Origin of the sequence: Micromonospora sp. DT43 (assembly GCF_049841645.1) — a bacterium.
Taxonomy (GTDB): Bacteria; Actinomycetota; Actinomycetes; order Mycobacteriales; family Micromonosporaceae; genus Micromonospora.
The window spans coordinates 172,115-196,150 of record NZ_JBNCKR010000006.1 but is presented as its reverse complement, the minus strand read 5'-3'; the positions used below and the strand labels follow the sequence as shown (position 1 = coordinate 196,150).

General features: G+C 72.5%; 25 protein-coding genes. 14 read left to right on the top strand and 11 right to left on the bottom strand.

From position 1 onward, the window contains the following. The first annotated feature begins 7 nt into the window (after positions 1–7). The 3 genes from ACLQ26_RS17120 to ACLQ26_RS17110 all read left to right on the top strand — a co-directional run bounded on the left by ACLQ26_RS17120 (position 8) and on the right by ACLQ26_RS17110 (position 3,150). Complete coding sequence (locus ACLQ26_RS17120; RefSeq protein ID WP_425745350.1) at positions 8–1,294, top strand: magnesium transporter MgtE N-terminal domain-containing protein; 1,287 nt, start codon at positions 8–10, stop codon at positions 1,292–1,294. Continuing rightward, positions 1,287–1,913 carry a DUF1003 domain-containing protein gene (locus tag ACLQ26_RS17115; RefSeq protein WP_007455258.1) on the top strand — a complete coding sequence of 209 codons (627 nt, stop codon included), beginning with the start codon at positions 1,287–1,289 and terminating at the stop codon, positions 1,911–1,913. Before ACLQ26_RS17120 ends, ACLQ26_RS17115 begins: the two co-directional genes overlap by 8 nt. 88 nt (positions 1,914–2,001) lie before the next feature. Next, positions 2,002–3,150 (top strand): Mrp/NBP35 family ATP-binding protein, encoded by a 1,149-nt coding sequence (locus ACLQ26_RS17110; protein ID WP_425745349.1) that lies wholly within the window; start codon positions 2,002–2,004, stop codon positions 3,148–3,150. Between the two features lie 385 nt (positions 3,151–3,535). Here ACLQ26_RS17110 and ACLQ26_RS17105 read toward each other — a convergent pair whose 3' ends face one another. Beyond that, positions 3,536–3,958: a preprotein translocase subunit TatB gene (locus ACLQ26_RS17105; protein WP_425745348.1), complete on the bottom strand. Its 423-nt coding sequence runs from the start codon at positions 3,956–3,958 to the stop codon at positions 3,536–3,538. Positions 3,959–4,034: 76 nt separating this feature from the next. Then, a complete protein-coding gene (locus ACLQ26_RS17100) occupies positions 4,035–5,363 on the bottom strand; it encodes a S1C family serine protease (protein ID WP_425745347.1) in 1,329 nt (442 codons plus the stop codon). A gap of 297 nt (positions 5,364–5,660) precedes the next feature. Between ACLQ26_RS17100 and ACLQ26_RS17095 the strand changes: the two genes are divergently transcribed. Then, positions 5,661–6,248 carry an O-methyltransferase gene (locus ACLQ26_RS17095; protein WP_425745346.1) on the top strand — a complete coding sequence of 196 codons (588 nt, stop codon included), beginning with the start codon at positions 5,661–5,663 and terminating at the stop codon, positions 6,246–6,248. Positions 6,249–6,251: 3 nt separating this feature from the next. On the opposite strand, the gene ACLQ26_RS17090 is transcribed toward ACLQ26_RS17095, so the two are convergent. Continuing rightward, positions 6,252–7,727 (bottom strand): leucyl aminopeptidase family protein, encoded by a 1,476-nt coding sequence (locus ACLQ26_RS17090; RefSeq protein WP_425745501.1) that lies wholly within the window; start codon positions 7,725–7,727, stop codon positions 6,252–6,254. Positions 7,728–7,875: 148 nt separating this feature from the next. Next, positions 7,876–8,043, bottom strand: coding sequence for a DUF3117 domain-containing protein (locus ACLQ26_RS17085; RefSeq protein WP_007455245.1), 168 nt, complete (start codon positions 8,041–8,043; stop codon positions 7,876–7,878). 190 nt (positions 8,044–8,233) lie between these two features. Here ACLQ26_RS17085 and ACLQ26_RS17080 point away from each other — a divergent pair, with 190 nt between their 5' ends. The 4 genes from ACLQ26_RS17080 to ACLQ26_RS17065 are packed head-to-tail and all read left to right on the top strand — an operon-like array spanning position 8,234 to position 12,464. Beyond that, entirely contained in the window at positions 8,234–9,052 is an 819-nt protein-coding gene (locus ACLQ26_RS17080) for a PaaX family transcriptional regulator (protein WP_363685127.1), read from the top strand. 4 nt (positions 9,053–9,056) lie between these two features. Next, entirely contained in the window at positions 9,057–9,848 is a 792-nt protein-coding gene (locus ACLQ26_RS17075; protein ID WP_425745345.1) for an enoyl-CoA hydratase-related protein, read from the top strand. A gap of 59 nt (positions 9,849–9,907) precedes the next feature. Continuing rightward, a complete protein-coding gene (locus ACLQ26_RS17070; RefSeq protein WP_425745344.1) occupies positions 9,908–11,206 on the top strand; it encodes a DUF1800 domain-containing protein in 1,299 nt (432 codons plus the stop codon). Between the two features lie 16 nt (positions 11,207–11,222). Continuing rightward, positions 11,223–12,464, top strand: a complete 1,242-nt coding sequence (locus tag ACLQ26_RS17065; protein ID WP_425745343.1) for a DUF1501 domain-containing protein — start codon at positions 11,223–11,225, stop codon at positions 12,462–12,464. On the opposite strand, the gene ACLQ26_RS17060 is transcribed toward ACLQ26_RS17065, so the two are convergent. From ACLQ26_RS17060 to ACLQ26_RS17045, 4 genes are all read right to left on the bottom strand, one after another. Then, positions 12,461–13,084, bottom strand: a complete 624-nt coding sequence (locus tag ACLQ26_RS17060; RefSeq protein ID WP_425745342.1) for a hypothetical protein — start codon at positions 13,082–13,084, stop codon at positions 12,461–12,463. The genes ACLQ26_RS17065 and ACLQ26_RS17060 overlap by 4 nt on opposite strands. Before the next feature lie 25 nt (positions 13,085–13,109). Continuing rightward, positions 13,110–13,679 (bottom strand): DNA-3-methyladenine glycosylase I, encoded by a 570-nt coding sequence (locus ACLQ26_RS17055; protein WP_363685117.1) that lies wholly within the window; start codon positions 13,677–13,679, stop codon positions 13,110–13,112. Positions 13,680–13,745: 66 nt separating this feature from the next. Continuing rightward, positions 13,746–14,243 (bottom strand): SRPBCC family protein, encoded by a 498-nt coding sequence (locus ACLQ26_RS17050; RefSeq protein ID WP_363685115.1) that lies wholly within the window; start codon positions 14,241–14,243, stop codon positions 13,746–13,748. Then, positions 14,240–14,845, bottom strand: coding sequence for a DivIVA domain-containing protein (locus ACLQ26_RS17045; RefSeq protein WP_425745341.1), 606 nt, complete (start codon positions 14,843–14,845; stop codon positions 14,240–14,242). The genes ACLQ26_RS17050 and ACLQ26_RS17045 overlap by 4 nt, the downstream gene beginning before the upstream one ends. A gap of 151 nt (positions 14,846–14,996) precedes the next feature. On the opposite strand from ACLQ26_RS17045, the gene folP reads away from it, so the two are divergent. Further along, positions 14,997–15,866, top strand: coding sequence for a dihydropteroate synthase (gene folP / locus ACLQ26_RS17040; RefSeq protein ID WP_425745340.1), 870 nt, complete (start codon positions 14,997–14,999; stop codon positions 15,864–15,866). 67 nt (positions 15,867–15,933) lie between these two features. Here the strand turns inward: folP and ndhC are convergent, their stop codons facing one another. Continuing rightward, complete coding sequence (ndhC, locus tag ACLQ26_RS17035; RefSeq protein ID WP_007455225.1) at positions 15,934–16,311, bottom strand: NADH-quinone oxidoreductase subunit A; 378 nt, start codon at positions 16,309–16,311, stop codon at positions 15,934–15,936. A 128-nt stretch (positions 16,312–16,439) separates the two neighbouring features. Here ndhC and ACLQ26_RS17030 point away from each other — a divergent pair, with 128 nt between their 5' ends. The 3 genes from ACLQ26_RS17030 to ACLQ26_RS17020 all read left to right on the top strand — a co-directional run bounded on the left by ACLQ26_RS17030 (position 16,440) and on the right by ACLQ26_RS17020 (position 21,041). Next, on the top strand, positions 16,440–17,879 hold the full coding sequence (locus tag ACLQ26_RS17030) for a hypothetical protein (protein ID WP_425745339.1): 1,440 nt from the start codon (positions 16,440–16,442) through the stop codon (positions 17,877–17,879). 287 nt (positions 17,880–18,166) lie between these two features. Further along, positions 18,167–20,014 (top strand): 2-oxoacid:acceptor oxidoreductase subunit alpha, encoded by a 1,848-nt coding sequence (locus ACLQ26_RS17025; RefSeq protein ID WP_425745338.1) that lies wholly within the window; start codon positions 18,167–18,169, stop codon positions 20,012–20,014. Beyond that, positions 20,007–21,041 carry a 2-oxoacid:ferredoxin oxidoreductase subunit beta gene (locus ACLQ26_RS17020; RefSeq protein WP_425745337.1) on the top strand — a complete coding sequence of 345 codons (1,035 nt, stop codon included), beginning with the start codon at positions 20,007–20,009 and terminating at the stop codon, positions 21,039–21,041. The genes ACLQ26_RS17025 and ACLQ26_RS17020 overlap by 8 nt, the downstream gene beginning before the upstream one ends. Positions 21,042–21,112: 71 nt before the next feature. On the opposite strand, the gene ACLQ26_RS17015 is transcribed toward ACLQ26_RS17020, so the two are convergent. After that, entirely contained in the window at positions 21,113–21,757 is a 645-nt protein-coding gene (locus ACLQ26_RS17015; protein WP_358161359.1) for an FMN-dependent NADH-azoreductase, read from the bottom strand. An 82-nt stretch (positions 21,758–21,839) separates the two neighbouring features. Between ACLQ26_RS17015 and ACLQ26_RS17010 the strand changes: the two genes are divergently transcribed. Further along, positions 21,840–22,319, top strand: coding sequence for a MarR family winged helix-turn-helix transcriptional regulator (locus ACLQ26_RS17010; RefSeq protein ID WP_425745336.1), 480 nt, complete (start codon positions 21,840–21,842; stop codon positions 22,317–22,319). A 19-nt stretch (positions 22,320–22,338) separates the two neighbouring features. Here the strand turns inward: ACLQ26_RS17010 and ACLQ26_RS17005 are convergent, their stop codons facing one another. Next, on the bottom strand, positions 22,339–23,352 hold the full coding sequence (locus ACLQ26_RS17005) for a potassium channel family protein (RefSeq protein WP_393289437.1): 1,014 nt from the start codon (positions 23,350–23,352) through the stop codon (positions 22,339–22,341). 170 nt (positions 23,353–23,522) lie between these two features. On the opposite strand from ACLQ26_RS17005, the gene ACLQ26_RS17000 reads away from it, so the two are divergent. Then, positions 23,523–24,035, top strand: a complete 513-nt coding sequence (locus ACLQ26_RS17000; RefSeq protein ID WP_425745335.1) for a SigE family RNA polymerase sigma factor — start codon at positions 23,523–23,525, stop codon at positions 24,033–24,035. Position 24,036: the final 1 nt, after the last annotated feature.

Below are 24,036 nucleotides of genomic sequence, written 5' to 3'. Positions count from 1 at the left end.
GGTGCCCGTGAGCACGCCGACCCGGGTCTACATCGCCCGTCTCGCCGGAGTCGCCGTCTTCGATCCGAACGGCGACCAGGTGGGGCGGGTCCGTGACGCCGTGGGACGGCTGCGGGCTACCAAACGTCCCCCCGAGGTGGTGGGTCTGGTCGCCGAGATGCCGATGCGCCGACGGATCTTCCTGTCCATCAACCGGATCACCTCGATCGACGCCGACGCGGTGGTCCTCGGCTCCGGCACCCTCAACCTGCGCCGCTTCGAGAAGCGCCCGAACGAACTGCTGGTGCTCCAGGAGTTGCTGGACCGGCGCGTACAGCTCGAACCGGGCGGCCAGCCCGGCGCTGTGGTGGACGTCGCGATGGAGTGCACGCGCGGCGGTGAGTGGTCGCTCAGCCGGGTCGCGGTCCGCGAGCAGACCGGCCGGCTCAGCCGCCGCGGCCACCTGCACCAGGTCGAGTGGGACCGGGTCCGTGGGCTCAGCGGCATCGCCGACAACCGGGGTACGGCGAACCTGCTCGCCGTCCTGGAGGACATGCGCCCGGCCGACCTGGCCAACGCCCTGCAGGACCTGCCCGACTCGCGGCGCAACGAGGTCGCGGCGGCGTTGAACGACGAGCGGCTGGCCGACGTGCTCAGCGAGCTGCCGGAGCACGACCAGGTGGAGATCCTCGCCGCGCTGGACCGGGAACGGGCCGCGGACGTGCTGGAGGAGATGGACCCGGACGACGCGGCGGACCTGCTCAACGAGCTGCCCCCGCCGGAGCAGGACGTGCTGCTCGACCTGATGGAGCCGGACGAGGCCGACCCGGTACGGCAGCTGCTCAAGTACACGCCGGGCACGGCGGGCAGCGTGATGACGTCGGAGCCGGTCATCCTGCCGCCGGACGCCACAGTCGCCGAGGCGCTGGCCCGGATCCGGGAGCCGCAGCTCTCCCCCGCCATCGCCGCGCAGGTCTTCGTGACCAGGGCACCGCAGAACACCCCGACCGGCCGCTACCTGGGCATGGTGCACTTCCAGGCGTTGCTGCGGGAACCACCCGCCGACCTGCTGGGCAAGGTGGTGGTCAACGACATCGACCCGCTGCGTCCCACCACCCCACTTCCGGAGATCACCCGCCGGATGGCCACCTACGACCTGGTCGCCATGCCGGTGATCGACCGGAGCAACCGGCTGGTCGGCGCCGTGACTGTCGACGACGTGCTGGACCACTCGCTGCCCCGGGACTGGCGAGACCGGGACGCCCTGGGCACCCCGGGCACCTCCGACGCGGTACTGGACGGCGACGGTGGCTGAGCAGCGCCGCACGGAGCGGCTGGACCAGCCCCGCGAGCCCCGGGGCATCAAGCTCCCCCGGTTCGACGCAGAGGCGTTCGGTCGCTGGTCGGAGGGCATCGCCCGGGGCATGGGCACCGCGAACTTCATCGTCGTCATGACCGTGGTGATCGCGATCTGGTTCGGCTGGAACACTCTCGCGCCGGCCGAGCTGCGCTTCGACCCGTACACCTTCACGTTTCTCACGCTTGTGTTGTCGTTGCAGGCCAGCTACGCCGCGCCGCTGATCCTGCTGGCCCAGAATCGCCAGGCCGACCGGGACCGGTTGGCGCTGGAGGAGGACCGACGGCGGGCCACGGCCCAGAAGGCGGACACCGAGTACCTGGCACGGGAGATCGCCGCGCTGCGGATCGCGCTCGGCGAGGTGGCCACCCGCGACTTCCTCCGTTCCGAGCTGACCCGGCTGGCCGAGGAGCTCGACGAGGCGGGGCAGCGCCGGCAACGCCTGGAGCGCCGGCAGCAGGAGAAGGACGGCCAACAGGAGCGGCGCGCGCAGCGGGCGACAGACGGCCTGGGGTTGGACGAGCCGCGCGACGACCTGGACGGGGACTTCGCCCGCGACGCCCGACCCGACCGTTGATCAGCGGGTCGGGTACGGGTCATCGTTTGGCTCACACCACTCGCGGCCAGCGGTCGGAGGGGATGCCCCGCGACGTAGCATTGCGGGCATGTCAGCACCCGTGAGCACCGTCGAGGACGCGATCCAGGCCGCCCTGGCCACCGTCAACGACCCGGAGATCCGCCGGCCCATCACCGAGCTGGGCATGGTCCGGTCCGCCACGATCGACGCCGACGGCGTCGTACGGGTCGAGCTGCTGCTCACCGTCGCCGGCTGCCCGCTCAAGGACAAGCTGCGCGGGGACATCACCGCTGCCGTGGCGGCGGTGCCCGGTGTGGCCGGCGTGGAGATCGACTTTGGCGTGATGAGCCCCGAGCAGCGGCAGTCGTTGCAGTCGCAGCTGCGCGGCGGTGGCGCCAGCGAGGAGCCGGTCATCCCGTTCGCCCAGCCCGGCTCGCGCACCCGGGTGTACGCGGTGGCCAGCGGCAAGGGCGGTGTCGGCAAGTCCAGCGTGACGGTCAACCTGGCGGCGGCGCTCGCCGCCCGTGGGCTCTCCGTGGGCGTGGTCGACGCGGACATCTACGGCCACTCGGTGCCCCGGATGCTGGGCACGGAGGCCCGACCGACACGCGTCGAAGACATGATCATGCCGCCGCAGTCGCACGGCGTGAAGGTGATCTCGATCGGCATGTTCACCTCGGGCAACGCGGCAGTGGTGTGGCGCGGCCCGATGCTGCACCGGGCGTTGCAGCAGTTCCTTGCCGACGTCTACTGGGGCGACCTGGACGTGCTCCTGCTCGACCTGCCCCCGGGCACCGGCGACGTGGCCATCTCACTGGCCCAGTTGCTGCCCAACTCGGAGATCCTGATCGTCACCACACCGCAGACCGCCGCCGCCGAGGTGGCGGAACGAGCGGGCGCGATCGCCCTGCAGACCCACCAGCGAGTCGTCGGCGTCATCGAGAACATGTCCTGGCTGGAGCTGCCGGACGGCTCCCGGATGGAGATCTTCGGCGCCGGCGGCGGCACGGCCGTCGCCGAGTCGCTGAGCCGGACCATCGGCGCACAGGTGCCGCTGCTCGGTCAGATCCCGCTGGACACCCGGGTCCGCGAGGCCGGCGACGCCGGCAACCCGATCGTGCTGGCCGAGCCGGAGTCCCCGGCCGCGCAGGCGCTCGGCGCGGTCGCCGACCGGCTGGCGCTGCGCCGTGAGTCGCTGCTCGGCAAGCCGCTCGGCCTCAAGCCCGCCGGGCGCTGACCACCCCGAACACCGTCAGCCCGTCGGCCGTTCCTGGCCGGCGGGCTGAGTCGTGTCAGGAGGTGGCCCGGCCAGGCCGCCGCGGCACAGCCCGGCACAGGCCCGGCACAGCCCGGCACGGCGCGGCGCGGCCGGCACAGCCTCGCCCGGCCCGGCCCGCCCGGCACAGCGTCGCACGGCATGGTCAACTCGGGTTTCAGGAAGTCGGGGTATCCCGCGCCGGTTGAAAGGCCGACTTCCTGGAAACCGAGTTGATCAAGGCAGACGGCAGTCCCGGACGGGCACGGGCCCGGACGGGCACGGGCCCGGACGAGACCAGGGCCGCGGACGCGAGCCCAGGGCGGCGCGGGGCGCAGGCCGGGGCGAGCCGGGCGGCGCGGGTCGGTCAGGTGGCGTCGTCGTAGCTGGCCCGGGGAGCCGGCGCCGGCGCGGAGCCGGTGGCCGTGCTGGGCCGGGCGCCGTTCGACCGCGGGTCCACGGCGTTTGCTACGTCCTTCAGCTCGTTGTGCACTCCGCTGACGTCGGCGCGCAGGTTGTCGTAGACGCCCTGCATCGGCTTGCGGATCGCCGCCTCGTCCTCCTCGCTGAGGAGGTGCTTGCGGATGAAGGCCTTCGGGTGCAGATCCTCGAGCTGGATGTCGGTGCCCAGCTCGCGACTGAGGTCGCCGGTGGCGTTGCGGGCCATGTTGCGCAGATTGCGCACCATCCGCAGGCCGTCGTTGATCACGGCAGGCAGCCGATCACCAAAGATCAACAGCGCCAGGAGCAGCAGCGCCCCGACTTCCCACATGTTCAGGTTCTCGAACATCCCGCGGGCCTCCTCTCGGCGTCAGCAGCAAGACTACGCACGTCGGACGGCTTTCCGGCAGGGGGTGACCCGCTGTTCACTTGGCATCCGCGGCGAGGGTCACCGACGTGTTCTGCCGAGTGGACCCCCGCCTGAACTCGACGGTCACCACCGAACCCGGGGCGAACTTGCGGACCAGGGCGATCAGGTCGGTCGGCTCGGTCATCGGCCGGCCGTTGAGCTTCAGGATCACGTCGCCGACCTTCAGCCCGGCCCCGGCCGCCGGCCCGGAGGGCTCCACGGCTGCCAGCCGTACGCCGCCGTTGGCGCCCGCGCCCGGCCCACCCACCTGGGCGCCGATGACCGTACGACGGGCCTTGCCGGTGCCGATGATGTCCTGGGTGACGCGCTTGGCCTGGTTGATCGGGATGGCGAAGGCGAGCCCGATGTTGCCGGCCTCCTGCCCCTCGGCCACCAGCGACTTGATCGTGGAGTTGACGCCGACCACCCGTCCGGCGCCGTCGACAAGTGGACCGCCCGAGTTGCCGTGGTTGACCGCGGCGTCGGTCTGGATGGCCGCGTAGTAGCGCACCGGGCCACCCGGCTCGCCGGCCTGCATCGTCCGGTCCAGGGCGCTCACGATGCCGGCGGTGACTGTATTGGCAAGCGACAGGGGTGAGCCGACGGCGAGCACCGGGTCGCCGACGGCAAGCGCGTCGGAGTCGCCGAACTCCACTGGTCGCAGCCCCGTCCGGTTCACCTTGATCACCGCGATGTCGGACTCCGGGTCCTGACCGACGACTGTCGCCGGAGCGGAGGTGCCGTCGTTGAAGATCACCGACGCCTTGCCGCTGCTGCCGGCCACCACGTGATCGTTGGTGATCACGTGACCGTCGGCGCTGGCGATGAAGCCGGAACCCTCGCTGGTCCCGCCGAGGCTGCTCACCCGGACGGTGACCACGCTGGGCAGGACACGTTCGGCGACTCCGGCCAGAGACTCCGGCTTGCGCTGGGCCAGCGCCGGCGGGTCCGCGACAGGCGCACCGAGCACCGTGCCGGCGGCTGCGCCGCCGCGTACCGCGAAGGCGTAACCCAACGCGCCACCCAGCGTGCCCGCGAGCAGCGCGGTGATCACCGGAATGAGCAGCAGATGGCGCAGCGTCGGTCGGCCCGGCGCGTCCGGGTCGGTGACCGGCTCGGGTTCGGTCCCCGCCACCACCGCCCCGGGCACCACCACCGCGGCGGGTGTCGCCGGGTCGCGCCACGGATCGCCGAGCGCGTCGGACCACCAGGGCGACGCACCGGCCGCGGGCGCGGTGTCGCTCCCCGGCGTGGTCGGCGGCCCCACCGGCGGGACCCCTGCCCCGGGCGGGCGCGCCGCAGCCGGAGTCTCACCGCCCCGCCGCCAATCCCAGCCGTCGGTCACGTCGGTGCCTCCCAGTCCGTCCCCGGATTCCGCGCCGGCTTCGCCCGGCCACGGTTCGACGCGGTCGAGGCTGACGGAATACCGCTTCCAGGATTGCACGGATGCGCGCGGTGGAGTCAGCGGTTGCCTCCGGTGATCGCGAGGGGGCGGAGGCGCGGCTGCGCCTCCCGCCGGTCGCCTCTACGCTCACAGTGCCAACCCGCCCCCGCACCACGCACCGCCCGGAGGTGCCCCATCGCCACGGTCGCCGGTTCCGGCGGTTCGACGACCCAGGCTCAGCAGTTCGCCGAGTCGTACGTGACCGAGGATCTCGTCCTACGCACCGCCCGCAGCCTGGCCCACGAGGTGGGCCTCGACGCGGTCACACCTGGAGCGGGGGCGGCGCTGCGGCTGTTGGCCGCGGCCGGTAACGCCCGCGCGGTGGTGGAGATCGGCACCGGCACGGGCGTGAGCGGTGTCTGGCTGCTGCGTGGCATGCGCGTCGACGGCGTGCTCACCACCATCGACGTGGAGGTGGAGCACCAGCGGATCGCGCGCCGGATCTTCAGCGAGGCCGGCTTCGCCGCAGGCCGCACCCGGATCATCACCGGTCGTGCGCTGGACGTGCTCCCGCGGCTCGCCGACGGGGCGTACGACCTGGTCTTCGTCGACGCCGAGGCGACCGGGTTCCACGCCTGCGTGGAAGCGGCGCTGCGGCTGCTGCGCCCGGGCGGCGTGCTCGCGCTCAACGGCATGCTGGCGCACGGTCGGATCGCTGACCCGGCGGCCAGGGACGCGGAGACGGTGACGGTCCGCGAGACGATCAAGGCGGTCCGGGAGTCGGAGCACTGGATTCCCGCGCTGCTCCCGGTCGGGCACGGGGTCCTCGCCGCCGTGAAGTGCTGACCGTCAGTCGATGCTGGCGAGCCAGCGCAGCAGCGAGCGGACGCCCCAGCCCGTCGCGCCGCGGGTGAGTTCGGCCTGGTCGCCGTCCGCCCAGGACGGGGCGGACATGTCCAGGTGCAGCCAGCGGTCCCGGAGCTCGCCGGTGAACTCACGCAGGTAGAGCGCGGCCACCACCGAACCGGCGCCCTGGGCGGGCGCGCTGAAGAGGTCGGCGATCTCGCTGCCCAGGTATTCCACGTAGTCGGTGTGCAGCGGCAGCCGCCAGGCCGCCTCGCCGGCCGCCGCGATCGCGGCCAGCAGGTCGGCGGCCAGGTCGTCGTTCTCGCTGTAGAGGGCGGCGGTGCGCTTGCCCAGCGCCACGGCGTTGGCACCGGTGAGGGTGGCCAGGTCGATCAGCAGATCGGGCTTGAGCTGCCGCACCGCGTACGCCAGCGCGTCGGCGAGGACGAGGCGGCCCTCGGCGTCGGAGTTTGTCGTCTCGCTTGTCGTCCCGCCGTAGTGCCGGATCACGTCGCCGGGGCGGAACGCCGAGCCGCTGACCATGTTCTCGGCGAGCGGGGCCAGCGTGGTGATGCGGACCGGCAGGCGCAGCGCGGCCGCGCCGAGGGTGGCGGCGACGACTGCCGCCGCGCCGGCCATGTCCTTGCGCATCAGCTTCATCGCCGGCACCGGTTTGATCGAGAGGCCGCCGGTGTCGAAGGTGATGCCCTTGCCGATCAGCACCACGTGGGTGCGCGCGTTCGCGGGATGCCAGTCCATCTCGACCAGCCGCGGGCCACTTGCCGAACCGCCGCCCACGGCGAGGATCCCACCGAAGCCCTCGGCGGCCAGCTGGGCCGGGCCACGCACCGTCAGGCGGAGGTCCGGCAGATCGGCGGCGGCGGAGGTCACCTGGTCGGCGAACCACTGGGGGGTCTTCACCGAGGAGGGGGTGTTGGTCAGGTCACGGGCGAGGCGGGTCATCGTGGCGGTGGTCCGCGCCGTGGCGAGGGTGCTCTCGTGAGCGGCCGGGTCGGCGACCAGCAGGTCGACGCCGTCGAGCGCGGGTGGGTCGTCGGCGTCGGTCATCCGGAACCGGTACGAGGCGAGCAGCAACCCCTCGGCCAGTCCGCGGACCGCGGCCGGAGTCACCTCGCCGGGCAGCGCGATAGTGATGTGCGTCTCATCTGCTGCGGCGCGGGCCAGAGCCGCGCCGGCGTCCCGCCAGGCCGACTCCCCGCCGTCGCCGATGCCGAGCAGCATCAGCCGGCCAGGGCCGCGCCCGGGACGCAGATGGGTACGGATCTCGCCGGGTCGACCGCTCAGTCGGGCGACCGGCACCAGCGCGGCAGCCTCCTCGGCGGTGCCGTCCGGGAGCGCCACGGCGGTCGGCACGAGCTCGGCCGAGGCGTCGCCCTCCATCGCCGACTCGGCGGGGCGGACCGGCAGGACGAGGACTTCGAGCCGCTCGGACTCGGCGAGCGGACGGATGGCGAGCACGCGGAACCGCACCTCCAGGAAACGTCGCAGGGTGGGAGCGGGCCATCGCCCGCCCACACCGATGAAGACCCTGAGCCACCGGCGATCCCGGTGGCTCAGGGCCCAGGAAACGCTCCGGACGACGTACGCCGTCCGGGTCGTTTCTCACTCAGCCGGCGGCTGCCTTCAACGCGTCACCGAGCGCGTTGGCCTCGTCGGGAGTCATCTCGACGACGAGCCGGCCACCGCCCTCCAGCGGGACCCGCATGACGATGCCCCGACCCTCCTTGGTGACTTCCAGCGGACCGTCGCCCGTCCGCGGCTTCATCGCCGCCATGTTGTCTCCCCTCAGACCTACACCAGGGTCGGTGGGTTGCCCCACAGCCACTTCGTCACGACCACCCGCAACTGTCGCGGGGGTGTCGACAGACGATTTTCCCTGATGAACACCGCCGGACCCAAACCGGAGCAGCATTGATGTAACAGCATCTAGCTTATCTTGAGAAGGCCTGTCACAATGTGCGGTCATGCAGGCACGGTCGGCACTCTTCGACCTGTACGGCGACCACCTCCGACCGAGAGGCGGCCGCGCACCGGTCGCCGCCCTGGTCAAGCTACTGGCGCCGCTGGGAATCGCACCGCCAGCCGTTCGCACCGCCGTGTCCCGGATGGTGCGTCAAGGCTGGCTCGACCCGCTCCGGCTGGCCTCCGGACCGGGATATTCGATCACACCAAAAGCCGCTCGCCGACTGGACGAGGCGGCGGCCCGGATCTACCGGACCGGGCGGGTCACCTGGGACGGGCGGTTCGACCTGCTCGTGCTCGAGGCGCCGGGTTCCCGACGGGACCGGCAGCGACTCGCCGCCACCCTCAGCTTCCTCGGCTACGGCACCCTCGACGAGCAGACCTGGGTGGCCACCCGGCCCGCCGAGGACGTCGACCTGCTGCTGGCCGAGGCCGGCATCCGGTTCGAGCGGTTCACGGCCTCGCACTTCTCCGGCACCCCCGGCGCGATGGGCGTCGTCCGCCGAGCCTGGGACCTGGCCGAGATCGGCCGCGCGTACGAGCGATTCGTCGCCGACCAGCGCCCGCTGCTCGGCGCGGTCACCGTCCGCAGCACCGACGAGGAGGCGTACGCCGCCCGGTTCCGGCTCGTGCACGCGTGGCGTACCTTCCTGTTCCGGGACCCGCAGCTGCCCCCGGCGCTGCTCCCCGAGCGCTGGCCCGGCACGGCCGCAGCCAGCTTCTTCGACCGGCACGCGGCTCGCCTGCGTCCGGCCGCCGACCGGTACGTCGAGCAGTGCCTCGACGCCGGGAACCGCATCGTTCGACAGAAGGGTCGTTAGACACGTGACCGAGCCGTTGCTCGTCGACCGGACCGACGCCGTCGTCACCCTCACCCTGAACCGGCCGCAGGCGATGAACGCGCTCGACCTGGCTCTCAAGGAGGCCCTGCGGGACACGCTTGCCGAGCTGGAGACCGACCGGTCCTGCCGGGCGGTCGTGCTGGCCGGGGCCGGTGGGGCGTTCAGCGCCGGGCAGGACCTGCGCGAGCACGTGGCCACCCTCGGCAACTCCTCCGGCCCGCCGCTGGACACCGTGCGGGCGCACTACAACCCGATCGCCGCCCGGTTGGCCAACCTGCCCAAACCGGTGGTGGCCGCGGTCCGGGGGATGGCCGCCGGGGCGGGCGCGTCGCTGGCCTTCCTCGCCGACATCCGGATCGGTGGCCCGAGCACCAGCTTCCTGATGGCCTTCGCGAAGGTCGGACTGGCCGCCGACACCGGCGCCTCCTGGACGCTGCCCCGGCTGGTCGGTCACGCCAAGGCCGTGGAGCTGCTGATGCTCGCCGAGCCGGTCCGCGCCGAGGAGGCCTGCCGGCTGGGGCTGATCACCCGGCTGACGGACGACGACGAGCAGGTGCTGCCGGTCGCGCAGGAACTGGCCAGCAGGCTCGCCGCCGGCCCCACCGTGGCGTACGGGGCCATCAAACGGCAGCTCTCCATCGCCGACGCCGGCACCCTCGCCGACGCCCTCTCGGCCGAGGCGCAGGCCCAGGCGATCTGCGGCGCCACCGCCGACCACCGGGCTGCCACCCTCGCGTTCGTCGCCAAGCAGAAACCGGTCTTCGAGGGACACTGAACGCGATTCGCACCCCGCCCTTACCGTCCTCGTACGCGGGCCGCCTAGCGTCGGACCGCATGAGCGATCGTGAAGCGGTGGCACACCTGCTGCGTCGGGCGACCTTCGGGCCGACCGCCGACGAGGTGGACGCGGCCGAGCGGGCCGGGCCGGCGGCGACCCTGGACAAGCTGCTCGCCCCGGCTCGGGCCGACCGGGGCGCGGCGGCCACCCCGCCGCCGACGCTGCAAGCCGACCCGTACGCCGGGCTGACCAAGGAGTCCACCCGCGAGCAGAGGCAGAAGGCCAATGCCCAGCGCAAGGAGCAGCTCCAGCAGGTGACCCTCTGGTGGCTGGACCGGATGGTCGCCGCCGAGGACGGGCTGACCGAGAAGCTGCTCTTCTTCTGGCACGGGCACTGGGCGACAAGCGCGCAGAAGGTCAAGTCGGCGCGGGTGATGCTGAGCCAGTTGGAGACCCTGCGCCGCCACGGGCGCGGGCCGCTGGCCCCGCTTGTCGCCGCGATGGTGCACGACCCGGCTCTGATCATCTGGCTGGACGGGCAGAAGAACACCCGCAAGGCGCCGAACGAGAACCTGGCGCGCGAGCTGATGGAGCTGTTCACCCTCGGCATCGGCGCGTACACGGAGGCCGACGTGAAGGCCGGCGCGCGGGCGTTGACCGGCTGGACGGTGGACCGGCGCACCGGCGTCGCCCGCTTCGAGGCCAAGCGGCACGACCCCGGGGAGAAGACGATCCTGGGGCAGACCGGCCGCTTCGACGCCGAGGCGTACGCCGGACTGCTGGCCGCCCAACCGGCGGCGGCGACGTTCGTGGCCGGGCGGCTCTGGTTCCGCTACGCGGGCACCGACGTCCCGGCGCCGGACGGCCTGGCCGGCGGGGACACCGTCGCGACCCTGCGCACGATGTTCTCGTCGCCGGCCTTCGCCCAGACCCGGGGCACCCTCGTGAAGCAGCCGGTGGAGTGGCTGGTCGGCGCGCTGCGACAGCTCGGCGTCCGGCCGTCCGCGCTGCCGGAGCAGCAGCGCAAGCAACTGCTGTCCGGCCTGAACGCGCTGGACCAGGTGCCGCTGCGACCGCCCAGCGTGGGCGGCTGGCCGGCCGGCGCCGCGTGGCTGACCACCTCGTCGTTGCAGGCCCGGCTCCGGATGGCCGGGATGCTGGCCGCCGCGGCCACCCCGGCGGTGCTGGCCCGGCTGAGCGCCGCGCCCGCCGCCGGCCGGCCGGATGCCCTGGCCCGACTGCTTGTCGTCGACGGCTGGGGCGCCCGCACCCGGGCCGCCCTCACACCGCTGGCCGGCGAACCACGGAAACTGCTGGCCGCCGGCCTGGTCAGCCCCGAGTACACAGTCAGCTGAGCGGAGGAGTCGAGAAATGGACGCCCTGACCCGACGCAGGTTCCTGCTCACCAGCGGGGTGGTCGGCGCGGGTGCGCTGGCCGCCGGTGCCGGCGCGTACGGCCTGCGGGACCTGCTGGACACCTCCGGAGACCGGGACCCGCAGTCGCGGACGCTGGTGCTTGTCACCCTGTACGGCGGCAACGACGGCCTGAACACAGTCATCCCGTACGGCGACCCGGCCTACCGGGCGGCCCGCCCCGAGCTGGCGTACCCCGACGGCGAGGTGCGGCGCCTGGACGACGACTTCGCCCTCAACCCGGCGCTGGAAGGGCTGCATCAGCGCTGGTCGAGTGGCGGACTGGCGATCGTGCGTGGGATCGGCTACCCGAAGCCGGACCGCAGCCACTTCCGGTCGATGGACATCTGGCACACGGCGCAACCGGACCGGCCCGGCAACACCGGTTGGCTCGGCCGCTGGCTGGATCAGGCGGGCGGCGACCCCAGGCTGGCGGTCTCGTTCGAGCCGGCGCTGCCGCCGCTGCTGGCCGGGGCGCACAGCGCGGGCGCCGCCGTGCCGGTGACCGACCGCAAGGCCGCGAAGGGCCTGCCGGCGGAGACGCTCACCGCGTTCGCCGCCGCCGAGGCGGGCGAGTCGGCCGCCCGGGGCCGCGCCGCCGCCTGCTTCGCCGACCTGCGGTCGGTGGACGAGATGATCCGCCAGGTACGCGACTCCGCAGCCACGGAGGCGGACGACCCGGACGGTGAGCAGGCCCCGGCGACGGCCACCGGCGGGGCGCGAACCCCGCTGGACGCGCAGCTGGACCTGGTCGCGCAGTGCGTGGAGGCGGAAGTGTCCACCCGGGTCTTCTCGGTGTCGCTTGGCGGCTTCGACACGCACGCCGACGAGAAGCAGTTGCAGGCCGTCCTACTGGGTCAGCTGGACCGGGCGTTGACCGGGTTCGCCGACCGGATGAGTCGCAGCGAGGCGGGCCGGAAGGTGGTGGTGGCTGTCTACTCCGAGTTCGGTCGCCGGGTCCGGGCCAACGCCTCGGACGGCACCGACCACGGCACCGCCTCCGACATGCTGCTGCTCGGCGCGGGGGTGCGCGGCGGCTGGCACGGGGACGCGCCCAGCCTCACCGACCTCGACGACGGCGACCTGAAATACACCACCGACTTCCGGGACGTCTACGCCACGCTGCTGGAGCGGGTGTTGGACACCGATCCGGGTCCGGTGCTCGCCGACTGGCGGGGACGACTCGACAAGCTGTTCTAGTCGTCCTCTTCCGGGTCCTGGTTGGCCGCCGCGCCCAGCACGAACGCCTGCATGGCCAGCTCGTCGCCGGCCGGTGACACGAAGGCGGGCAGCTCGCGCGGCCCCAGCTCCTGCACGTACGACCAGAACAGGCGGACCGCCTCGGCCGGCGTGCCGGCCTCGATCGGCAGGTCGAGGCTCACCAGCCAGGTGCGCCGCGCCGGAGGCGGGCCGAGCTGGTCGGCAAGCGCCCGGAAGGCGGCCGGTTCCAGCGCGGTGACCGGCCCGTCGAGGGTGAGCAGGTCGGTCGGCACCGGCTCGTCGAAGGCCCGCCGGGTGTACGTCACGACGAGCGTCCCCGGCTCGACGTCGGACTGCGGATCGTCCGGGTCCTCGGAGTGCCGCTGCGTCGGCGCGGTGACCCGACCGAGGGCCACCAGTCGCGGCGGCGCGTCGGCAAGCACCGCCACCCGGTCACCGGGGCCGGGGCGACCGACGTCGGTCAGCCCGGTCAGCTCCAGGGTGTCGTGGTGCACGAGCCGCTCGGCCTCGTAACGCTCCGCCGGCAGCAGCACCGCCCAGGTGCCCTGCCCGTCGGCGTGGCCGGCCGCACCGGCCCGCTGTGCGGTCTCGGTCGTCATGCCTGCCATCCCATCACGCCGCCGGTCAACGGGTGACGTGACAGCCGACGATGTGATCGTCGACCATCCCGGTGGCCTGCATGAGGGCGTACGCGGTGGTCGGGCCGACGAATCGGAAGCCGCGCTTCTTGAGTGCCTTGGCCATGGCCGTCGACTCTCCGGTGATCGGCGCCAGCTCGGCGAACGAGGCGGGGCGGGCCGGCCGGCGCTCCGGCGCGAACGACCAGAGCAGCGCGGACAGCCCGTCGGGCAGCTCCAGCGCGGCGCGGGCGTTGGCGATCGCCGCCTCGATCTTGGCCCGGTTGCGGACGATGCCGGCGTCGGCGAGCAGCCGGGTCACGTCGGCGTCGCCGTAGCCGGCCACGGTGGCGATGTGGAACTCGTCGAAGGCCAGCCGGAACGCCGGGCGTTTGCGCAGGATGGTCAGCCAGGACAGGCCGGACTGGAACGCCTCCAGGGTCATCCGCTCGTAGAGCGCGTCGTCGCCGCGCAGCGGCCGCCCCCACTCGGTGTCGTGGTAGACGGCGTAGTCGGGGGTGCTCGCCCCCCAGGCGCAGCGGGCCAGCCCGTCGGCGCCGATCACCAGGTCACTCACGTCGCACACGCTAGGCCATCGCACCGACAGCCCCGCATCGTCGGGTTCACCCGGCCGGCGGCACGGTCAGGGCAGGCGGCCCTGCTCGACCAGACGGCCGAACCTCTTGAGCGCCTGGGTGAGGCCCAGCTTGGAGCCGGGCCAGAGCACCGGCCACGCCAGCCGACCGGCCCGGCCGCCCGGCAGGTGGAACCACTCGTGCCAGACGACCTGGGTGCGGGTCTCGCCGAGTTGGGTGCAGCGCAGGACGCCGGGGCCGCGCAGCACCTGGCCGTGGTGCACCACGCCGATCTCGTACGGCTCGTCGACCCGGACCACGCGCATCTCGTCGCGCAGTGTCGCCCGGCCGAGCGCGGTCACCGCCTCGATCCGGCTGCCCTCGCGCCCGTCGCCCTCGACGACCCGGACCCGGGTGAATGGGATCCAGTCCGACTGCCGTTCCCAGGCGAGCAACGCGGCGAAGACCCGGGCCGCCGGAGCGTTCACGATGACCGTGGCGGTCACCTCACCGGCGCCGGGTTGGGCCGCCTCCCGAAGATCATCAGCGCCCTCCGGGCCGGTCACACCGTCTCCGACCGGACCACCGTGCCGTGCTGCCCGGCACCGCCGGCCGGCTCGTCGTCAGCCGGCGTGCGGTCGACCGGCTTGTGGTCGGCGGTCGGCTCGCTGTCGGCCGGCGCCATGCCGTCGGAGTCGGCAGGCGAGGAGGTGGCGGCGGGCAGGGCGTCCGCCCCGGCCGCTGTCGTACCCGCGTCGGCCGGCACCGCTGCCGCAGCCGGCTCCGCCGTGGTCGGGCCCGGCACCGCCCCGGCAGCCTGCTCCCGGGCCTGGCGCAGCACGTCCGCGTCGTCGGTGCGACCCTCGCGCAACGCGATGACCTCTGCCTCCAACACGCTGATCAACTCCGACTTGTAGCCGATGTCGTAGGCGGCACGACGCATCGCCTGGTCGACCTGCGCCATCCGGTACCCGCGCAACCCCGTGTCGAAACGGACCGCGCCCACATCGGATTCCCGCAGTGGTCGGGTGCCCGGCAGCGGGATGGCCTGCGAATCCGGTTCGGTCGGCGTGAGGCCGGGATCGCGGCCACTTACCAACACCGTCACGCCGAAAACCACCGCCGCGACAGTCAACGCCACGACCAGGAGGAGCAGAAGCTGACCCATGCACTGATCGTGGCACGACAGCCGGCTGGGAGCGACCCCACCACCCCGATCGCCATCGACGCCCGCGCCCGACCAGCGGGCCCGCCGACCGACCGGCTAGCGTCGGTGGCGGCCGGAGCGGCGGCGACGGTGCGGACAGTCGGGAGGCGTCATGGCCGGGGCACTTCGGCTTGGTGGGCGGACGTTCGCCCCGGATGAGCTGGTGGTGATGGCCATCGTCAACCGCACACCGGACTCGTTCTTCGACCGGGGCGCCACCTTCGCCGCCGACAGCGCCCTACGCGCCGTCGAGCGGGCTGTCGACGAGGGCGCGGCGATCATCGACATCGGCGGGGTCAAGGCGGGGCCGGGCGCCGACGTGGACGTGGCAGAGGAGATCCGGCGGACGGTGGACACCATCGCCGCCGTACGGGCCGCGTTCCCGGAGGTGGTCATCTCCATCGACACCTGGCGCGCCGAGGTCGCGACGGAGGCTGTGGCGGCCGGCGCGGACCTGCTCAACGACACCTGGTCGGGCGCAGACCCGGCGCTCGCCCGGGTCGCGGCGGACACCGGCGCCGGTCTGGTCTGCTCGCACGCCGGCGGGCTGGTCCCCCGGACCAGGCCGCACCGGGCCGCCTTCGACGACGTGGTCGCCGACGTGGTCGCGACGGTGACCGGGCTCGCCGAGCGCGCGGTCGCGGCAGGCGTACGCCCCGACGGGATCCTCATCGACCCGGCGCACGACTTCGGCAAGAACACCAGGCACTCCCTGGAGATCACCAGGCGGCTGGACGAGCTGACCGCTACCGGGTGGCCGGTGCTTGTGGCGCTCTCCAACAAGGACTTCGTCGGCGAGACGCTGGACCTGCCGGTGGCCGAGCGGCTGGAGGGCACGCTCGCAGCGACGGCGGTCTCCGCCTGGTTGGGGGCTCGGGTGTTCCGGGCCCACCAGGTCGGGCCCACCCGTCGGGTGCTGGACATGGTCGCCTCGATCCGCGGCGACCGCCCGCCCGCGGCGACCCGGCGGGGTCTGGCCTGAGTCGTCCGGTCGCGGTAACCGACGTGAACGGCAGGCGGAGCGGCACGATCGCCGGAGGTCGCGGCGCTCAGGTCCAGCGCAGGATGTTCCTACGCCAGGCGTAGAGGATGCCGAGGGCGAGCACCGCCACGAACACCGCCATCTCCACGACCGTGACCAGCCCGAAGCCCGGCCGGTCGAAGACCACCGCCCACGGGAAGAGGAACACCGCCTCGACCGCGAACAGCACGTACAGGTAGGCGTAGACGTAGTAGCGGATCTGCATCTGCGCCCAGTCCGCGCCGACCGGGTCGAGCCCGCACTCGTAGCTGGTCCGCTTGCCGAACGGGTCGGCCGGACGGGCGGGACGTAACACCCGGTTGGCCGAGAACGCCGTCACAAAGAACAGGACACTGACGAGCAGCAGGAGCCCGAGCGTCGCGTACGAGCCCAGGTAACCGGTCACGTCGGCAGCTTACCGCCCACCCGAACGGGCCGTCCCAAACACGTTACGGATTTGTTTCCGGGCGGGACTAGTGCGCCGAGGCAACTGTTAACGAACATTGGACTTCCACCCATGGCACCGGAGGACAGATGGCCCGCGTGAAGGTATCGCCCGATCGCCGGGCGGCGGGGCGACCTCCCGCGCCCCTGCTGGTGACCTCGCTCGCGCTCGGGCTGCTCGCGGCGCTCGCCGCCGCTCCGACCCTCGCCAGCGCGGCGGTGCCGCACACGCACCCGATCGCCGCCGTGACGGAGTCGGCGCCGGAGCCCGACCCGGACCCGGAGACCACCCCGGCGGAGGAACCCACCCCGACCGAGGACCCGGGCGGCGATCCCGTGCCGACCGACCCGGCGCCGGAGACCACCGCGCCGCCACCGGAGACGACGCCGCCGGCGCCTCCGCCGACCACCCCGCCGAACGTGCCGGCACCGACCACCACCGCTCCCGCCCCGGCCGGCAGCACCCGTCCGCCGACGCTCGGGCCGCCGGCTCCCCCGGTCCAGCCGCCCGCGCCGGGTGGCACGCAGGCGCCGGCGTCCAGTCCGCTCGGCGTGCAGGTGACCACCGAGGACGTCACCCTGCCCGAGGCGTACTGGAACGCTGCCAGCACCACCACCACGCTGCGGGTCACCGTGGCGAACACCGGCACCGTCGCGCAGCGGGTGCGACTCTCGTACACCCTGCCGGCCGGGCTGAGTGACGCCGGGACGAAGGGGTGCGTCGCCGCGGGCGGTGGCGCGTACCGCTGCGGGGCCTGGACGGCCGAGGCGGGCGTCCGGTTCAGCAGCGTGGTCCGGCTGCGGGTGGCGGGCAACGCCTGGGAGCGCATGCCGATCAGCGGCTCCGTGCAGGTCGTCGCGGACGCGCCGGGGGTGCCCGATGAGGTGGCCGACGACCAGGGCTTCGCGGTGCTGTTCCCGCCCGGCCCGCCGGTGCCCGGGATCTCGCTGGACGCGGACGAGGTCGCGTTCGACATCAGCGGCGCGGCGAGCACCCTCGCGGTTCGGCTGGTCAACACCGGCACGGTGGACGCCGCCGGCCTGGTGGAGGTGATCCTGCCGGCCGGGGTGAGCGTGCCGACCCCACCGGTGGGTTGCGTGGCGGTCGAGACGTCCCGCACCCGGTGTGACGCGGGTCTGCTGGCGGCCGGCGAGACCCGCGAGCTGCGGCTGCCGGTGGAGGCGACCGCTCAGGCCCAGCGGGAGGCGCCGCTGTCCGGGGCGGTGATCGGTCAGCTCGACCCGCGCAACGGCGCGACCCGGCGGGTGCAGATGAGCTTCCGTATCACCGCGGCGGCGGCGCTTGCCACGCCTGTGGTCTCGCCGCCCGCGCCGACCGGCTCCCAGGGCGTACTCCCGGCGGGCGCCACCACCGACGACGACGGCATGACCTCGGTGCAGCGCACCGCGGTCATCCTGATCGCGGTCTCCGCGCTGCTGGTGGTGCTTGCCCTCACGCTGGCGACCACCTCGCTGCGCCGCCGGTTCGGCGGGTCGGCCGCCGAGCCCGCCGCTCCGCCCGCCGACTGACCGATCGACGACCCTGGCCGTCACCCGGCCGGGGTCGCGGCCGGCCGTGGACGGTGATCTGAATTACGGCGGGCGGGGCGAAACCCCGCAATGCCGGGCAAATCTTACGTTGATCGGGTCTCAGTCGGCGGACCTCCGGGGAGGGTCGGGGGTCCGTTCGACGTAGGCTCTCACTGAGGAACGACAGCGGACCGGACCAGCCTGGGGCGGTGCGGTGGAACGTTGCGTCAAGGAGGTCCCGTGGCCGGGCAGGGCGAGGTCCCGCAGTCGCGAACGAAGGTGGCACAGTGACCAAGCAGATCCGTCAACTCGACCGGGTGGTCATCCGGTTCGCCGGTGACTCCGGCGACGGCATGCAGTTGACCGGCGACCGGTTCACCTCGGAGACGGCGCAGCTCGGCAACGACATCTCCACGCTGCCGAACTTCCCCGCCGAGATCCGGGCTCCCGCCGGCACCCTGCCCGGCGTGTCGAGCTTCCAGGTGCACTTCGCCGACTACGACATCCTCACGCCTGGCGACGCGCCAAACGTGCTGGTGGCGATGAACCCGGCCGCGCTCAAGGCCAACCTGGCCGATCTGCCGCGCGGCGCGGACATCATCGTCAACACCGACGAGTTCACCAGGCGCAACCTGGCCAAGGTCGGCTACCAGGCCAGTCCGCTTGACGACGACTCGTTGGCCGGCTACGTCGTGCACCCGGTGGCGCTGACGTCGATGACCGTCCGGGCGCTCGCCGCGTACGAAGTGTCCAAGAAGGACGCCGAGCGGTCGAAGAACATGTTCGCCCTCGGCCTGCTCTCCTGGATGTACTCGCGACCGTACGAGTCGACCCTGCGCTTCCTGGAGCGCAAGTTCGCGGCCCGCCCCGAGTTGGTCGCCGCGAACGTGGCCGCCTTCAAGGCCGGCTGGAACTTCGGCGAGACCACCGAGGACTTCGCGGTCCGGTACGAGGTCAAGCCGGCCAAGATGCAGCCGGGCACCTACCGCAACATCACCGGCAACGCCGCGCTGTCGCTCGGCCTGGTCGCCGCCGGGGTCCGCTCCGGGCTGCCGGTCTTCCTCGGGGCGTACCCGATCACGCCGGCGTCGGACATCCTGCACGAGCTGAGCAAGCACAAGCGCTTCGGTGTGCTGACCATGCAGGCCGAGGACGAGATCGCCGCGGTCGGAGCCGCGCTGGGCGCGTCGTACGGCGGTGCCCTGGGGGTCACGACCACGTCCGGTCCGGGTGTGGCGCTCAAGAGCGAGACGATCTCCCTGGCGGTGGCGTTGGAGTTGCCGCTGGTGATCGTGGACGTGCAGCGGGCCGGCCCGTCGACAGGTATGCCGACCAAGACCGAGCAGGCCGACCTGAACATGGCGCTCTACGGGCGGCACGGCGAGGCCCCGGTAGCGGTGATCGCGCCGAAGTCACCGTCGGACTGCTTCTTCGCGGCGTTGGAGGCGGCCCGGATCGCGCTTACCTACCGCACGCCGGTGATCCTGCTGTCGGACAACTACGTGGCGAACGGCTCCGAGCCGTGGCTGCTGCCCGACGTCGAGTCGTTGCCCGACCTGCGGGTGGAGTTCGCCACCGAGCCCAACGGCGACGACGGCACCACCTTCCTGCCGTACCTGCGCGATCCGGAGACCCTGGCCCGGCCGTGGGCGATCCCCGGCACGGCGGGGCTGGAGCACCGGATCGGCGGCCTGGAGAAGGCCGACAAGACCGGTGACATCTCGTACGATCCGGCGAACCACGACTTCATGGTCCGCACGCGGGCCGCCCGCATCGAGACGATTCCGGTGCCGGACATCGAGGTGGAGGACCCGGACGGCGATGCCCGGGTGCTGGTGCTGGGCTGGGGCTCGACGTACGGCCCGATCGGCGCGGCCTGCCGCGGGGTTCGCCAGCGCGGGCTGTCCATCGCCCAGGCGCACCTGAGGCACCTCGCCCCGATGCCGGCCAACCTCGGCGAGGTGCTGCGCTCCTACGACAAGGTGGTCATCCCGGAGATGAACCTGGGCCAGCTGGCCCACGTCATCCGGGCCCGCTATCTGGTCGACGCGATCAGCTACAACCAGGTCCGAGGTCTGCCGTTCACGGCCGCCGAGCTGGAGACGACGCTGGAAGAGGTCCTGAAGAATGTCTGAGCCTGTCGCCCTCAAGCTCACCGCGAAGGACTTCAAGTCCGACCAGGAGGTGCGTTGGTGCCCCGGGTGCGGTGACTACGCGATCCTGGCGGCCATCCAGCAGTTCATGCCGGAGTTGAACATCCCCCGCGAGCGGACGGTGTTCGTCTCCGGGATCGGCTGCTCGTCGCGTTTCCCGTACTACATGAACACGTACGGGATGCACTCGATCCACGGCCGCGCGCCGGCGATCGCCACCGGCCTGTCGGTGTCCCGGCCGGACCTGTCGGTCTGGGTGGTCACCGGTGACGGCGACGCGCTGTCCATCGGCGGCAACCACCTGATCCACGCGCTGCGGCGCAACGTCAACCTCAAGATCCTGCTGTTCAACAACCGGATCTACGGCCTGACCAAGGGTCAGTACTCGCCGACGTCCGAGGTCGGCAAGGTCACCAAGTCGACGCCTGCCGGCTCGGCCGACGCGCCGTTCAACCCGCTGTCGCTCGCTCTCGGCGCGGAGGCCAGCTTCGTCGGTCGGACCATCGACTCCGACCGCAAGCACCTGCAGTCGGTACTGCGGGCCGCCGCCGAGCACGAGGGTTCGGCGTTCGTGGAGATCTACCAGAACTGCAACATCTTCAACGACGGGGCGTTCGAGCAGCTCAAGGACCCGTCCACCCGGGACGACTACCTGATCCGCCTGGAGCACGGGCAGCCGATCACCTTCGGTGCCGACGGGCAGTTCTGCGTGGTACACCCGCCGGGCGCGTTCGGCCTGGAGGTTCGGGAGACCAGCTCGGTCCGCCCGGAGGAGATCGTCGTGCACGACGCGACGGTCAACGACCCGGCGTACGCGTTCGCGCTGTCCCGGCTGCCCGGCCTGGACCTGCGCAACACCCCGATCGGGGTGTTCCGGTCGGTGGACCGGCCGTCCTACGACAGCGTGGTCCAGGACCAGCTCGCCGCCGCCAGGGCGACTGTCACCGAGACCCCCGAGCAGCAGCTCGCCGGCCTGCTGGGCAGCGGCGACACCTGGACGATCCTCTGACCCGTCCGACCTGAACGACAGCGGCCGTCCCCGGTACCCGGGGGCGGCCGCTCGCGTCGTGCCATGCTGCCTCAGCGCTGGGCGGAGGCCGGGGTCCAGAGGTTGTCGATCTCCTTCTCGCTGGCCGCGAGGCTGGTCTCGTGCAGCGGGATCAGCTCGGCCATCGCCGGCACCGACGGCGCGAGGGTCAGCTCGGTGCTGATGAAGCGGGGCTCCAGGCCGGTCATCGACAGGCCGTGCGGGAGCCACTGCTCCGCGTGGTCCCAGCCGTGGCGCGGGGTGCCCTCGCCGTAGCCGCCGCCACGGGTGGCCAGCACCACGAACTCGCGGCCGCCGAGCAGACCCTCCTGTGTCGTCGGGTCGTAGGTGACACCGGCGACGACCAGGTGGTCGACCCAGGACTTGACGCTGCTGGGGGCGCCGTAGTTGTAGAGCGGCAGGCCGAGCAGCACCACGTCGGCCTGCTTCACCTCGTCGACGAGTCGCAGGCTGAGCTCCCAGGACTCGCGCTGGGCCGGGGTGTGCTGGTCCGGAGGCGTCATCCGCGCCAGTCCGCCGGCCGAGTCCAGGTGCGGCAGCGGCTCGGCGCCCAGGTCACGGTAGGTGACCGTGCCGTCGGGGTGTGCCGCGCGCCAGGCGGCGGCGGCGCGGGCGGTGAGTCGCCGGCTGACCGACCAGTCGCCCCGGATGCTCGAATCGATATGCAGCAGGTTCATGATTCCTCCTCCAAGGATCGTATGTGTTGCACCAACTATTTATAGCAGGCAGATGTTCCGACGCGTCGGTAGACTGGGTCACATGTCCGCCCTGCCGCTGGATCCCTCGGAGCACCGCTCGGGTGCCCTGCTGGACCACCTGGCCCGGCGGATGCGACTGCGGGCCGAGTCGGTGCTGGCGCCACTGGGCCTGCGGCCCCGGCATCTGGTGGCACTCACGGTGCTGCGCGCGGGCGGGGGCACCAGTCAGCAGGCGCTCGCCACCACCCTCGAGATGGACAGCACCAACATCGTCGGGCTGCTCAACGACCTCGAAGCGAAGGAACTGGTCGAGCGGCGGCGGTCACCCCAGGACCGTCGACGACACGTCGTCGAACTCACCGACGATGGTGCGAAACGCCTCAAAGAGGCGGAATGCGCCCTCGCGGGCGCTGAGGACGAGGTGTTGGGGGCGTTGGAACCAGCCGAGCGGGAGACGCTCTACGAGCTGCTCCGGCGTGCCGCCACCACGACACCGATCAGCTGCAGCGCGGCGATCGACGAGGAGCCCGACGCCTGCTGAGGCGCCAGAGCACGGTGCGTCAGACAGTCGTCGCGGACTGCGGGCGGTCGTCGCGGACGTGCACCAGCATGTCGCCGGTCTCGATCACCGCACCGGCCCGGTCGGCCAGGGTGACCACCTTGCCCCGCCGGACCAGGGCGATCACCAGCGAGTCCAGCTCGCGCGGCGAGCGACCCACCTCGTCCCGCTCGGCGGAGCGCATCGCCAACGCCATGCCCTGCCCCGGCGTGAGCAGGTCCTCCACCACGTCGATAAGCGGCGGCGCCGAGGTGGACAGGCCGAGCAGGCGGCCGGCGGTCGCCGACGAGACGATGACGTGGTGCGCGCCGCTCTGCTTGAGCAGTGGGGCGTTCTCCGCCTCCCGCGCCGCCGCGATGATCCGGACCTGCCCGGCGGTCAGCTGCCGCACGGTAAGCGCCACCAGCACCGAGGCGTCGTCACTGTCGGTCGCGATGATGACGGCCTTCGCGTTCTTGACGTGCGCCTCGTTCAACACCGACGACCGCGTCGCCGACCCCTCGATGGCCACCAGCCCGGCCGACGTGGCCTGCCGCAGGGCGACGCTGCTGCGCTCCACCACCACGATCCGCGACCGGTCCAGGCCGTTCTCCATCAGGGCGTTGACCGCGCTGCGGCCCTTGGTGCCGTAGCCGCAGATGATGACGTGGTCCTTCACGACTCTCCTCCACCGCGACAGGCGACGGCCGGTCCGGTACTGCTCGGTCAGGACTTCCAGGGTGGTGCCGACCAGGATGATCAGGAAGAGCACCCGGGCCGGGGTGACGAACAGGACGTTCACCAGCCGGGCCGACGGCGCGGCCGGGGTGATGTCCCCGTAGCCGGTCGTGGAGAGCGAGACGACCGCGTAGTAGAAGCAGTCGAGCAGGGTGAGGCCGTCCTCGTTGACGTCGCGGTAGCCGTCCCGGTCCAGGTAGACCGCCGCCACCACGGCGAAGACCAGACCCAGGGCAGCAGCGAGCCGGAGGCTCAGCGCGCTCAGTGGGCCCCGGCGCTGCGCGGGAAAATGGATCACCGTCGAACCTGTTCCGCCGCCGTCGCCTGCACGACCACAACATAGCGGGTACGCCGCACGCCGGACGCCCGGGTTGCGCGCAGCGGACAACCGCGGCGGCCCTTGCGTACGACTACTTGACGACAACGACGAACCGGTGCAGGCCGGCTGACGGAGGGGGCGCGACCCTCGTGACGACGAGCGGCGGACGGCGAGCCGAGGCCGACGACGAATACACCGAGTACGTCCAGTCCCGGATGGTCCAGTGGCGACGGACCGCCTACCTGATGTGCGGGGACTGGGACCGGGGTGACGACATCCTGCAACGCGTCCTCACCGAGTTGTACCGCTCCTGGGCGCGAGCGCGGCAGGCCGACCACCTGGACGCGCTCGTCCGCACCATGCTGCTGCGGCGGCTGATCGACGAGCGGCGGTCGCGCTGGGCGCGGGTCCGGCTCGGCGCCGCCCTGCCGGAGGCGCCGACGACCACCGTCGATCCGACCGACCGGATCACCCTGGTCGGCGCGTTGCGGCAGGTGCCGCCGCGCCAACGCGCGGTGCTGGTCCTGCGGTTCTTCCAGGATCTGAGCGTCGAGGAGACCGCCCGGGCCATGAGCTGCTCCACGGGAACCGTCAAGAGCCAGACGGCCAAGGGCCTGGCCACCCTGCGCACCCTGCTCACCCCCACCCTGACCGGCAACTGAG

Bases quoted from the DNA above. Each gene is read 5' to 3' on its own strand.
- ACLQ26_RS17110 (WP_425745349.1), top strand. From the start codon at position 2,002: ATGTCAGCACCCGTGAGCACCGTCGAGGACGCGATCCAGGCCGCCCTG.
- ACLQ26_RS17105 (WP_425745348.1), bottom strand. From the start codon at position 3,958: ATGTTCGAGAACCTGAACATGTGGGAAGTCGGGGCGCTGCTGCTCCTG.
- ACLQ26_RS17085 (WP_007455245.1), bottom strand. From the start codon at position 8,043: ATGGCGGCGATGAAGCCGCGGACGGGCGACGGTCCGCTGGAAGTCACC.
- ACLQ26_RS17080 (WP_363685127.1), top strand. From the start codon at position 8,234: ATGCAGGCACGGTCGGCACTCTTCGACCTGTACGGCGACCACCTCCGA.
- ACLQ26_RS17070 (WP_425745344.1), top strand. From the start codon at position 9,908: ATGAGCGATCGTGAAGCGGTGGCACACCTGCTGCGTCGGGCGACCTTC.
- ACLQ26_RS17065 (WP_425745343.1), top strand. From the start codon at position 11,223: ATGGACGCCCTGACCCGACGCAGGTTCCTGCTCACCAGCGGGGTGGTC.
- ACLQ26_RS17060 (WP_425745342.1), bottom strand. From the start codon at position 13,084: ATGACGACCGAGACCGCACAGCGGGCCGGTGCGGCCGGCCACGCCGAC.
- ACLQ26_RS17045 (WP_425745341.1), bottom strand. From the start codon at position 14,845: ATGGGTCAGCTTCTGCTCCTCCTGGTCGTGGCGTTGACTGTCGCGGCG.
- folP (WP_425745340.1), top strand. From the start codon at position 14,997: ATGGCCGGGGCACTTCGGCTTGGTGGGCGGACGTTCGCCCCGGATGAG.
- ACLQ26_RS17030 (WP_425745339.1), top strand. From the start codon at position 16,440: ATGGCCCGCGTGAAGGTATCGCCCGATCGCCGGGCGGCGGGGCGACCT.
- ACLQ26_RS17020 (WP_425745337.1), top strand. From the start codon at position 20,007: ATGTCTGAGCCTGTCGCCCTCAAGCTCACCGCGAAGGACTTCAAGTCC.
- ACLQ26_RS17015 (WP_358161359.1), bottom strand. From the start codon at position 21,757: ATGAACCTGCTGCATATCGATTCGAGCATCCGGGGCGACTGGTCGGTC.
- ACLQ26_RS17010 (WP_425745336.1), top strand. From the start codon at position 21,840: ATGTCCGCCCTGCCGCTGGATCCCTCGGAGCACCGCTCGGGTGCCCTG.